Genomic DNA, 11,936 nt, shown 5'->3' on the forward strand with positions numbered 1-11,936 from the left:
TCGCATGTGACGAGGTCTAGTGGATCGTTACCAAGTGTCTACGTAGGGCAAGGGCGCCTCCATGGGACGCGTTGCGGAAGCAAGCCCGCGCACCAGCCAAGTGCGCGTTTCCGCCGGATCGATCACCGCATCGATCTCCAGCGTCTGCGCCATGTGGATCGCCTCGCCGTTGGCGTACTGCTGCGCCACGAGCTTTTTGAACAACGCATCGCGCTCGGCACCTTCGGGCACTCCGGCGAGCTCCTTGCGGTAGCCCAGTCGCACCGCGCCTTCGAGCCCCATCGCGCCGAATTCGCCCGTGGGCCATGCCACCGTGAAGACCGGCGCATCGAAGCCGCCGGCCGTCATGGCCTGCGCGCCCAAGCCATAGCCCTTGCGCAACACCACGGCGAAGAAGGGCACGCGCAGATGGGAAGCCACCATGAACATGCGGCACACGTGGCGAACCTGGGCCTGTGCCTCGATCTCCGGCCCCACCATGAAACCGGGCGTGTCGCACAGCGAGACGATAGGCAGCCCGTGCGCATTGCACAGCTGCATGAAGCGCGCGGACTTGTCGGCCGCTTCCACATCGATGGCGCCGCCGAGGTGATGCGGGTTGTTGGCCATCAACCCCACCGGCTTGCCCTCGATGCGCGCGAGCGCGGTGATGATGCCCGCGCCGAAACCGGCGCGCAGCTCGAGCAGAGAGCCCGTGTCGACCACCCCGCGCATCGCGGCGCGCACGTCGTACACGCGCAGCCGGTTCTCGGGCACCACGTGGCGCAGCATGCGCGGATCGGCGCATTGCCAGCCGCTGGTCGGCCCCTGGAAGTACGAGAGGTATTGCTTCGCGGCAGCTACCGCCGCAGCTTCGTCTTCGACCAGGATGTCGATCACGCCGTTGCGCGACTGCACACTGCTCGGCCCGATCTGCTCCGGCGCGAAGGTGCCGAGCCCTCCGCCCTCGATCATCGCGGGGCCGCTCATGCCGATGTTGCTGCCCTTGGTGGCGATGATCACGTCGGCGCAGCCCAAAAGCGCCGCATTGCCCGCGAAGCAGCGGCCATGCACGATGCCCACGACCGGCACCTTGCCCGACAGCGCCGCGAACTGACTGAAGGTGTGGTTGTTGAGGCCTGCGACGATGGGCATGTCGGTGTCGCCCGGCCGACCGCCGCCGCCTTCGGCAAACAGCACCACCGGCAGCTTGAGCTGGTGCGCCACCGCCAGCAGCCGGTCGGTCTTGTGGTGGTTGCGCATGCCCTGCGTGCCGGCCAGCACCGTGTAGTCGTAGGCCAGCACGGCGCAGCGCGACACCTCGGGGCCGAACTGCTTCGCGTTGATGCTGCCGAGGCCGGTGACCATGCCGTCGGCTGGCGTGTTTGCGATCAGGTCTTCGAGCGTGCGGCGCCTCGTTTGAGCGGCAACTGCCAGTGCGCCGTACTCGATGAAATTACCCGGGTCCGATGCGGTATCGCACAGGTCGGCGATGTTCTCGCGGGCGGTGCGACCGCCCTGCGCGTGCCGCTTGGCGACGGCCGCACCGCGGTTGGCATCGAGCGTGAACGCATGGCGGTCGATCACCTTCTGCAGGTCGGGGCGGACAGTATCGAGGTCGTGCTCGGCGAGTGCCTCGGCTTCGACTGCTTGCGCGTCGACCGGCTCCAGCCGCACCAGCGACTGGCCCTCGACGAGGTAGTCGCCCGGCTCGGCCAGCAACGCCACCACCCTTCCTGCCGTCGGCGCGTGCAGCAGGTGTTCCATCTTCATCGCCTCGAGCACGCCAAGCTGCGCACCGGCCGGCAGCACGTCGCCCACCGACACTTCGAACTGCACCAGCCTTGCTGGCATCGGCGCTTTGACCGTCAGGCCGTCGGTTTCTTCCGAAGCGATCGGCGCCTGTGCGCTTGCGTCGAAAACGGGCGCGATCTTTTTTGTTCGCTTGTTTTCCAACGCGGCCGCCGAGGCCAGCAGGTCGCCCAGATGCGCCTCCACGAAGCGCGTGTGCACGCTCTGGGTCGCAAACTCGGGCCGCGTCGCAATGGCACGCAGCAACGCAAGGTTGGTGGCAATCCCGTCGATGTGGCATTCGTCCAGCGCGCGCAGCGAGCGGCGCAGTGCATCGGCGAAGTTGGTCGATGGCGAATGCACGATGAGCTTGGCAAGCAAGGTGTCGTAGTGCGGCGATGGAGCGAGCCCTGCGTAGCCGTGCGTATCGATGCGCACGCCCGGCCCCGTCGGCAGATCGAAGCGCGCGAGCGCACCACCGGAAGGCCGCGCGTTACCGTCCGCATCGAGCGTCTCGGCATTGATGCGCCATTGCACCGCGAAGCCGCGCTGCGGTGCGGTGCGGTCCAGGTCGACGCCGAGCGCGCCAAGCGTCTTGCCGGCGGCCACCGCGATCTGCAGCTGCACCAGGTCGAGCCCGGTCACGGCTTCGGTCACCGTGTGCTCCACCTGCAGCCGCGGGTTGGCCTCGATGAAGACAAAGGGAAGCGTGGGCGATTCGGCATCAACGAGAAATTCGAACGTGCCCAGGCTGCGATAGCCCACGGCCTTGGCCATGCGCAGCGCCGCCTGCGTGACCTGCGCACGCAATGCATCGGGCAGCGAAGGGCTGGGCGCGATTTCCACCAACTTCTGGAAGCGCCGCTGCAAGGTGCACTCGCGCTCGCCGAGACTGGCGACGGCCTGCCCATCGCCCAGCACCTGCACTTCGATATGGCGCGCATTGCGCATCAGGCGCTCGACATACACGCCCTCGACACCGAAGGCAGCCTTGGCTTCGGACATGCAGCGCGCGTGGGCTTCGGGCAACTCGCCCGCATGGAGCACCGCGCGCATGCCACGCCCGCCGCCGCCGCCGATCGCCTTGATCATCACGCCCGCGCCATCGGCATGCTGTTCGGCAAAGAAGGCCTGCGCCTCCGCGAGCGTCACCGCACCGGCGCTGCCGGGCATCACGGGAACGTCGCATTGCGTGGCGAGCGTGCGTGCGTGCGCCTTGTCGCCGAACAGCGCCAGCTGATCGGGGGTCGGCCCGATGAAGACCAGGCCGGCCTCGGCACAGGCCTCGGCGAAGTCGGCGCGCTCGCTCAAAAAACCGTAGCCGGGATGCACCGCATCGCAGCCCTGCGCGCGCGCAATGGCGAGCAACGCCGGAATGTCGAGATAGGCCGACGGGCCCGTTGCATCGAGCGCCACCACGGCATCGGCCATCTGCACATGCAGCGCGGACGCGTCGTCACGCGCATGCACCGCCACGCTGGCAATGCCCAGGTCGCGCAGCGCGCGCACCAGCCGCACGGCAATCTCGCCGCGGTTGGCAATCAGGATCTTGGAGAACAAGAGAGGCCTTTCAGGTCTGGTCTTTCAGCAGACGGCGCAGCACCTTGCCGGCGCCGGTGGTCGGCAACGCATCGATGAAGCTCACGGCTCGCGGCGCCTTGTAGCTCGCCATGTTGTCGCGCGACCAGGCGATGAGCGCCTCGGCGTCGAGCGTGGCGCCGGGCTTGCGCACGATGAAGGCCTTGACCACCTCGCCCTTCTCGGGGTCGGGCTGCGCGATGACGGCCGCCTGCGCCACGGCCGGATGCTTGACGAGGATGGTCTCGACCTGCTCCGGAAACACGCTGTAGCCCGAGACCTTGATCATCTCCTTGATGCGGCCCATGAAGGTGAGGTAGCCGTCCGCGTCGAGCTTGCCGATGTCGCCGGTGTGCACCCAGCCATTGCGCAGCGTGGCGGCCGTGGCCTCGGGCTTGTTCCAGTAGCCCTTGAAGCAGCCGGGGCTGGTCAGCACGATCTCGCCCACCTCGCCGGTGGGCAGGTCGGCCTGCGTTTCGGTGTCGACGATGCGAATGGTCACGCCCGGCACCGCAATGCCCTGCGTGCCCCAGCGCGGCGAATGGTGCGGCGTGTAGGTGTCGCAGGTGTGGGTTTCGCTGAGCCCGTACGCGGCTTCGAACGACGTGCAGTTGGGCGCATGCGAGCGCCACTGCGCGGCCAGCGCTTCGGTGAAGGTGATGCCGAAGCTCGTGACCGGATTGCGCCGGAGGCTCGAGAGATCGAAGCTCGCGATGTCGGGCACCTGCATGCAGGCCACGTTCATCGGCGCGATGCTGTACCACCAGTTCACCTTGTACTGCGCAATGGCCTGCAGTACGGCGCGCGGATCGAAGCGATGCAGCAGCACCGACGTCGCGCCGCTGAGCACGGGCACGTTCACACCCATCAGCATGCCGGCGATGTGATAGAGCGGTGGAATCGACAGCAGCACGTCGCTGCTTGCCACGCTGTTGCAGTCGGACGCCGCGCGCGTCTTGAAGAGCGCGTTGCCATAACTCAGCATGGCCCCCTTCGGAAGCCCCGTGGTGCCCGAGGTATAGGTCATGAGCGCCACGTCGTCCAGATCGATATCCACGGGCTGCGGCACGGCGCCGCTTTGCATCACGGCGAGGAAGTCTTCGCCGTCCGCAGGCACGCTGCGCGCGGCATCGCGCTCGGCCGCCAGTTCGGCGGGCAGGTCGAGCGTGGGCTGCTCGGGCAGCAGGTCGGCGTAGTGCACCACGAACACGTGCGCGAGTGCGCTCTCCGGCTGCACCTTGCGCACCACCGGCAGCAGCGGCGCGGCGGCAACGATCGCGCGCGCACCGAGATCGTTTACCTGGTAGGCCAGCTCGTGCTCCTTGTTGAGCGGACTGCACGGACAGACGATCGCGCCGATCTTCTGGATGCCGTAATGCGCAACCAGGTACTGCGGGCAGTTGTTGAGAAACAGCACCACCGGCTCGCCCTTCTTCACACCGATGGCCTGCAGCCTGGCCGCGAAGGCATCGCTTGCGCGGTCGAGCTGCGACCACGTCATGGCATGGCCGTACCAGATGCAGGCGGCGGCGTCGGCGCGCGCTCGCGCATGAGCGCGCAGGTACTCGTGCAGGGGCTGTTGCGGGCGATCGGGCAATGTCTCCATGGCGTCACTTTCTCAGGGTTATCGATAGCCGCCCGTGCGGGGCGGACGCTTGCCAACGAGCGCATGGTGCACCAACAATCCTACCCATGGGTATAACTTCGGCGACACGGCAAAAACCCTCTGGCAAGGGCTCTGCGCAGGCGCACCAGCCCCAGGGCACGGGCCGCCAGCGCGCGGCCACGCAGGGCACCGACCTGCAGCGCGAGCGCATCCTGCAGGCCGCGGCGCAGCTCTTTGCCGCGCAGGGCTACGCCAACACGACCATGGCGCAGATCGTTCGCGCGCTGGGCGTGACCAAGCCCTTCGTGTACTACTACTTTCGGGACAAACAGGAGATCTTCGAAACGCTCTCCTGGCGCCCCACGGTCGACTGCTTCACGGCGCTCGACTTCGCGGCGGGCGATCCGCGCCGCGCGAGCGAGAAGGTGCTCGAAGGCATCGAGCGGCTGATACGCGCCACCATCGCGCATCACCCCTGTGCCTTCTTTGCGTACCGCGAGCCGCAGGTGTACCGGCCCGAATACGTCGCCGCGCAGAAGAAGCTCTCGCATCACTTCTACGACCTGCTCTGCCCGTTGCTCGAAGAAGCGCGCCGTGACGGCGACCTGGATTTCACCGAGACCAAGATCACCGCGCTAGCCGCCTGCAGCCTGCCGGGTTTTCTCTACAGCTGGTACCGGCCCGACGGCCGCCTCTCGCCCGAGGAAGTGGTGGCCGAGCTTACGAAGCTGGCGAGCCGCGTGATCGGCCTGCGCAGCGCCAAAGAACCGCGTTGAAGCGAAGGCGCATCGCGCGCCCTCCGCGGAAGTTTTACCAACGACACCGGAGACAGACGGACATGCTCAAGTTCAATCGCGCGCCATTGGCGCCCATCGCCCTCGCCTCACTGCTGGCGCTTTCGGGCGCAGCACAGGCCCAGCAGTCAACCTACAAGATCGCCTACATCGACCCGCTGTCAGGCCCGTTCGCGAACGTGGGCGAACTGATGCTCATGCACGTGCAATACGCCATCGAGGAGATCAACGCCAAGGGCGGCGTGCTCGGCGGCACCAAGCTGCAGCTGCTGCAGTTCGACAGCAAGCTGTCGGCGCAGGAAAGCCAGAGCGCGCTGCAGGCGGCCATCGACCAGGGCGCCAGGGCCATCGTCACGGGCGGGTCGGGGTCGTCGGTGGTCACTGCGCTCGTGCAATCGGTGGCGCGCTGGAACCAGCGCAATCCGGGCAAGGAGCTGATCGTGCTGAACCACTCCTCGATCGACCCCGAGATGACCGGCAAGACCTGCAGCTTCTGGCACTTTCAGACCGAGGCCAATACTGCGATGAAGATGAAGGCGCTGGCCAATTACATCAAGAAGACGCCCGACGTGAAGAAGGTCTACCTGCTGAATCAGGACTATGCCCACGGCAAGCAATGGGCGAGCTACGGACGCCAGCTCGTTGGCCTGGCGCGGCCCGACGTGCAGTTCGTCGGCGAAACACTGCACCCCATCGGCCGCGTGAAAGACTTCTCGCCCTACATCGCGAACATCAAGCAAAGCGGTGCCGACTCGGTCATCACCGGCAACTGGGGGCAGGACATGACCCTGCTGCTCAAGGCCGCGGGCGATGCGGGCTACAACCTGCGCTACTTCAACCACAGCGCGGGATCGGTGCCCGGCACGGTGCTGGCGGTGTCGCAGGCCAAGCTGGGGCAGCTGACCTGGGTTGCCGAATGGCATCCGGGTCAGGCCGACACGCCGCGGGTCGATGCGCTCGCCAAGGCTTACAAGGCCAAGACCGGCAAGGACTTCCTGGCGCCGCGCATCGACTTCACTCCGCGCCTGCTGGCCGCTGCCATCAACAAAGCAGGCAGCACCGACACGGTGAAGGTGGCCTACGCGCTCGAAGACATGACCTTCGATTCGGTGGTCGGCCCCATCCGCATGCGCGCCGAGGACCACCAGCTGCTGTTGCCGCAGGTGGTCAACACCATCGCACCGGTGAACGGCAAGAGCGTCAAATTGGGCTGGGAGGGCACCGACTACGGCTTCCGGACCGATGCGGTCTATGCCGGCAATGAGCTGGCCCAGGGCTTCGATTGCAAGATGGTCCGCCCCGGCGGTTGAAGCGCATGCACCGGGGCTCCTAAGGGAAACCCCGTCCTGCCGCGCGCCTGTGGGGTCGAGATACTCCGGGTGTCACACCCCGGATCTCCGAAGCGGGTCCATACCAAAGGCACAAGAACCCATGGCAGGCAAGAACTCGCTCCATCCGATACCGCATCCTGCAAAGAAGCCGTTCGTCGGCAACCTGCTGTCGATCGGATCGGACTCCCCCGTGCTGGACATGTGGAGGATCGCGCAGGAACTCGGCGGCATCTACTGGCTCGACATGCCGGGCATGCCGGTGATCGTGGTCTCATCGCCCGCGCTGATCGACGAGCTCTGCGAAGAGGCGCGCTTCGACAAGAGCACGCGCGGCGCGCTGCGCCGGTTGCGGGCCGCATCGCACGGGCTCTTCACCTCCGATACGCACGAGGAAACCTGGTCCAAGCCGCACAACATCCTCCTGGCCAACTTCAGCCAGCGCGCCATGCAGGCTTACCACCCGATGATGCTGGACATCGCGGACCAGCTGGTCACCAAGTGGGAGCGCCTGAACTTCGATGAAGAAGTGGACGTGGTGCGCGACATGACGGCGCTCACGCTCGACACCATCGGGTTGTGCGGCTTCGGCTACCGCTTCAATTCGTTCTACCGCGAGGGCTTTCATCCCTTCGTCGATGCGATGGTGCGCACGCTCGAAACGGTGCAGAACCGCCGCGGCCTGCCGCTGGAGGAGCTGATGCTCAAGAAGGAGCTCGCCCAGCAGCGAAAAGACATCCGCTTCATGCACAAGATGGTGGAAGACATCATCGAAGAGCGCCGCGCGAGCGGTGCCGACATCGCGACCAAGCCCGACCTGCTGAGCTACATGATCGCGGGCGTCGACAAGAAGAGCGGCGAGAAGCTCACCGACAAGATGATCCGCGACGAGTGCATCGAGTTCCTCATCGCGGGGCACGAGACCACGAGCGGCCTGCTCTCGTTCGCGATCTACTTTTTGCTGAAGAACCCCGAAGCGTTGGCCAAGGCGCAGGCTGAGGTCGACAGCGTGTTCGGGCCCGACACTTCGCAGAAACCGACGTATGCGCAGGTCAACCGCCTGCAGTACGTGATGCAGGTGCTGAAGGAGGCCCTGCGCCTGTACCCGACCGCGCCCGCGATCTCGATGCGCGCGAAGGAAGACACCATCATCGGCGGGCAGTACACGATCAAGAAGAACAACATGATCATCATGCATGCGCTGGCGCTGCATCGTGACAAGGGCATCTGGGGCGAGAACGCCGACCAGTTCGACCCCGACCACTTCAGCCGCGAAGCCGAGCGCGAGCGTCCGGCCAATGCCTTCAAGCCCTTCGGCAATGGGCAGCGCGCTTGCATCGGGCGCCAGTTTGCCTTGCAGGAAGCCGTGCTCACGCTGGGCATGATCCTGCAGCGTTTCACGCTGATCGATCACACGGACTACAAGCTCAAGATCAAGGAAGCGCTGACGATCAAGCCGGAGAATTTCAAGATCAAGGCGCTGCTGCGCGACCCGGCCACGCGACCGCGCGGCAACGGCGATGCGGCCGCCGCGGTTGCAACGCCGGCACAGCCCGCCGCCCGCAAGCCGCAGGCTCAACGGCACGGCACCTCGCTGCTGGTGCTGCAGGGTTCCAACCTCGGCACGGCCGAAGACCTGGCACGCCAGCTGGCCGAGGCCGGCGAGCTGCGCGGCTTCTCGACCCAGGTGGCCTCGCTCGACGACTACGCCGAGCGGCTGCCCGCCAGCGGCGCCGTGGCCATCGTCTGCGCCTCTTACAACGGCGTGGCGCCCGACAACGCCGCCGAGTTCCATCGCTGGCTCGACAAGGCCGACGACTCGCTCAACGGCGTCCGCTTCAGCGTCTTCGGCTGCGGCAACACCGACTGGGCCGCCACCTACCAGGCGGTGCCGCGCCGCATCGACGAGCGGCTCGAAGCGCTCGGCGCCACACGCGTGCATCCGCGCGGCGAAGGCGACGCGCGCGAAGACATGGACGGCGCATTCCAGGACTGGAGCGATGCGCTCTGGCCGCAGCTGGTGAAAGCCTTCGGCATTCAATCGGGCGCCGACACGCCCGCCGAGGCCGAGCCGCTCTACACGCTCGAGGAACTGCCCCCGCCGCAGAAGAACGCCCTAGTCGATGCGCTGGGCGCCGTGGCGTTGCGCGTGATCGAGAACCGCGAGCTGCAGAACCCCGGCAGCGACACCGAGAGTGGCCGCTCCACGCGCCACGTTGAACTGACACTGCCCGAGGGCGTGAACTACCTCCCCGGCGACCACCTGAGCGTGGTGCCGCGCAACAGCCCGGCCCAGGTGGAACGCGCGATGGCGCGCTTCGGTTTCGACCGCTCCGCGCATGTGCGGCTGCATGCCGCTTCAGGCCGCAAGACGGCCTTGCCGGTCGATCAGGTCATCGCGGTCGATCGGCTGCTTGGCGACTATGTCGAACTGCAGGACGTGGCCACGCGCAAACAGATCGCCACGCTGGCGGCGCACACCGAGTGCCCGTTCACCAAGCCCAAGCTCGCTGCGCTATCAGGCAGCGACGACGCCTCGCAGGCCACCTATAAGGCCGAGGTCCTGCACAAGCGCAGGTCGCTGCTCGACCTGCTCGAAGAACATCGCGCCTGCCAGGTGCCGTTCGCGGTGTTCCTCGAAATGCTGTCGCCGCTCTCGCCGCGCTACTACTCGATCTCGTCCTCGCCGGGCATGACGCCGGGGCGCTGCAGCGTCACGGTGGGCGTGGTGAGTGCGCCGGCGCTCTCGGGCAACGGCATCTTCGAAGGCGTGTGCTCCAACTACCTCGCGCGCGCCGAAGCCGGCGACACGGTGCACGGCGTGATTCGCGAAACCACGGCTGAGGGCTTCCGCCTGCCTGAGGACCCGCAGCGCCCGCTCGTCATGGTCGGCCCCGGCACCGGCCTTGCGCCGTTCCGCGGCTTTCTGCAGGAGCGCGCGGCGCAGGTCGAGCGCGGCGAGGCGCTGGGCGATGCAATGCTCTTCTTCGGCTGCAGGCATCCCGAGCAGGATTTCATCTATGCCGAAGAACTCAAGGCATGGTCGCATCGCGGGCTCATGAAGCTGCACACCGCGTTCTCGCGCGCGGGCGAGCGCAAGGTCTATGTGCAGGACTTGATTCGCGAACAGGGCGCGGCCGTATGGAAGCTGCTCGAGGCCGGCGCGGTGATCTACGTGTGCGGCGACGGTTCGCGCATGGAGCCCGATGTGCGGCGCACCCTCGCCGATCTGGCACGAGAGCACGGCCACGACAGCCAAGCCTGGATGGACAAGATGATCGCCGACCAGCGCTACGTGCTCGACGTGTGGGCGGGGGCATAGAGCCCCGCCGCCCCTGGCTCAGGCCTTCCGGTCGGGGTCGGGATAGACCAGCGGCCCCAGCAAGCCGCGGTTGAACGGCTTCCACTCGCCCTCCGGCTGGGCCAGGCGATCAGCCAAGGCATAGAGCACCGCAGGATGTGCGCCGAGTCCAAGATGGCTCGCCACCACCTCGATGTTTTCTGCCTGCGGGCCCGGCTTCTCGATGCTGCAGCGCCACGCGACGACGCCGTCGGTGCGGCTGAAGATCGAGGTCGTGGGCACCGGCGGCGTGGGCTGCACGAACTTCATGCGGCGCGGGTCGTGCGAGCTCTGGCCGCTCACGCCCTCGTACACGCGCCATGCGTTGGTGGCGCGCGGGCTGCCGGAAAACGGGCTGCCAAGGGTGACGACGTTGCGCACCAGGTCCGGCTGCGCCGACGCCAGCAGGCGTGCGTAGATTCCACCCAGGCTCCAGCCGATGACGCTGACCTTCTGGCCGCTTTTCTCGTGCAGGGACTTGAGCAGCGCGACCATGCCATCTTCCACGCCCTGGCGCGGACCGAAGTTGCGGCCCAGGCCCCAGCCGTGCGTGTCGTAGCCGCGGCTGCACAGATAACGGCGCAGCACCAGCGTGGAGCCGTCGCCCGCCACGAGGCCGGGCAGCACGAGCACCGGGTGCCCGTCGCCGCGCGGAGTGAGCTGCAGCAGCGGCCACATGGCGATGCCGGCACCCGTTTCCCAGAGTGCGCGCGCTTCGGCCAGCATCAGCAAGCCCGATGGGGGCGCGATGTGGTCTCGGGTTGCAGTGGTCATGAGGGCGGCTTTCCTTTCTGGTCTTTGTTTTATAGGACGAGCATGGCGAACCAAAGTTTCACCGCCCCGTCGGACAACAGCGATGTTTATCCGAGGTATTTGCCCCGCAGGTAATCAAGGTAAGCCCTCGATTCGCTCGAAACATACGGGGAAATCAAGGTGAGCGTGTAAAAAGCCGCCAATCCGGGGTCGGCCTGCGCCAGCGCGTCGCGCCCCGGCACCAGGCGTTCGAACGAAAGCCAGCAAGTAGTGGTGAAGACCATCTGCAGCGCGAGGATGCGCGCCTGCTCGGCGCTGGTTTCTATGACGCCCGAGGCCACCAGCCCTTCGCACAGCGCCTGCGCCGCCAGCAGGTTCTGAGCGGTGAGCGCCTGCGCGCGCTGGCCGAGCGTGGGGTATTCGCCGGCCAGGAAGGCCATGTCGCGATAGATGAACCGGTACTGGTCGATGGCTTCAAAGCGCAGGTGCAGCGCCAGCCAGAGGTCGTCGATGGCGGTGATCGCGCCGGAAGAGCCGTCGAGCACCTCGAGCCGCTGCTCGAAACGCCGGAACAGCCACTCGACGATCAGCTGCTTGGCCTTGAAGTGATAGTGCAGGTTGCCCGGGCTCATGCCGAGCTCGGCCGCGATCTTGTGCGTGGACACCGCCGCGAGGCCTTCCGCGTTGAACAGCGCAAGGCTGGCCTGCAGGATGCGATCGCGCGTGGTGTTGGAACTGGCCACAACCGGCTGCTGCGTGCGTCGGTG

At 66.7% G+C, this 11,936-nt stretch carries 7 protein-coding genes; 3 read left to right on the forward strand and 4 right to left on the reverse strand.

Annotated elements, in window-relative coordinates:
- Positions 1-27: 27 nt before the first annotated feature.
- Complete coding sequence (locus tag BLR24_RS12240) at positions 28-3,330, reverse strand: carboxyl transferase domain-containing protein (protein ID WP_093017113.1); 3,303 nt, start codon at positions 3,328-3,330, stop codon at positions 28-30.
- Positions 3,331-3,340: 10 nt separating this feature from the next.
- Positions 3,341-4,954: an AMP-binding protein gene (locus BLR24_RS12245; protein ID WP_093017115.1), complete on the reverse strand. Its 1,614-nt coding sequence runs from the start codon at positions 4,952-4,954 to the stop codon at positions 3,341-3,343.
- A gap of 86 nt (positions 4,955-5,040) precedes the next feature.
- Between BLR24_RS12245 and BLR24_RS12250 the strand changes: the two genes are divergently transcribed.
- The 3 genes from BLR24_RS12250 to BLR24_RS12260 all read left to right on the forward strand — a co-directional run bounded on the left by BLR24_RS12250 (position 5,041) and on the right by BLR24_RS12260 (position 10,398).
- Complete coding sequence (locus BLR24_RS12250; protein WP_093017117.1) at positions 5,041-5,730, forward strand: TetR/AcrR family transcriptional regulator; 690 nt, start codon at positions 5,041-5,043, stop codon at positions 5,728-5,730.
- A 62-nt stretch (positions 5,731-5,792) separates the two neighbouring features.
- A complete protein-coding gene (locus BLR24_RS12255) occupies positions 5,793-7,058 on the forward strand; it encodes a branched-chain amino acid ABC transporter substrate-binding protein (protein ID WP_093017119.1) in 1,266 nt (421 codons plus the stop codon).
- A gap of 121 nt (positions 7,059-7,179) precedes the next feature.
- The gene (locus BLR24_RS12260) at positions 7,180-10,398 is read left to right on the forward strand and encodes a bifunctional cytochrome P450/NADPH--P450 reductase (RefSeq protein ID WP_093017121.1); all 3,219 of its coding nucleotides are present in this window, start codon (positions 7,180-7,182) and stop codon (positions 10,396-10,398) included.
- 18 nt (positions 10,399-10,416) lie between these two features.
- Here the strand turns inward: BLR24_RS12260 and BLR24_RS12265 are convergent, their stop codons facing one another.
- Both BLR24_RS12265 and BLR24_RS12270 read right to left on the reverse strand, forming a co-directional pair.
- Positions 10,417-11,190, reverse strand: coding sequence for an esterase/lipase family protein (locus tag BLR24_RS12265; RefSeq protein ID WP_093017122.1), 774 nt, complete (start codon positions 11,188-11,190; stop codon positions 10,417-10,419).
- Positions 11,191-11,276: 86 nt separating this feature from the next.
- A complete protein-coding gene (locus BLR24_RS12270) occupies positions 11,277-11,912 on the reverse strand; it encodes a TetR/AcrR family transcriptional regulator (RefSeq protein ID WP_093017124.1) in 636 nt (211 codons plus the stop codon).
- Positions 11,913-11,936: the final 24 nt, after the last annotated feature.

This window comes from Variovorax sp. OV700, from assembly GCF_900099805.1.
In the GTDB taxonomy this organism is placed as follows: Bacteria; Pseudomonadota; Gammaproteobacteria; order Burkholderiales; family Burkholderiaceae_C; genus Variovorax.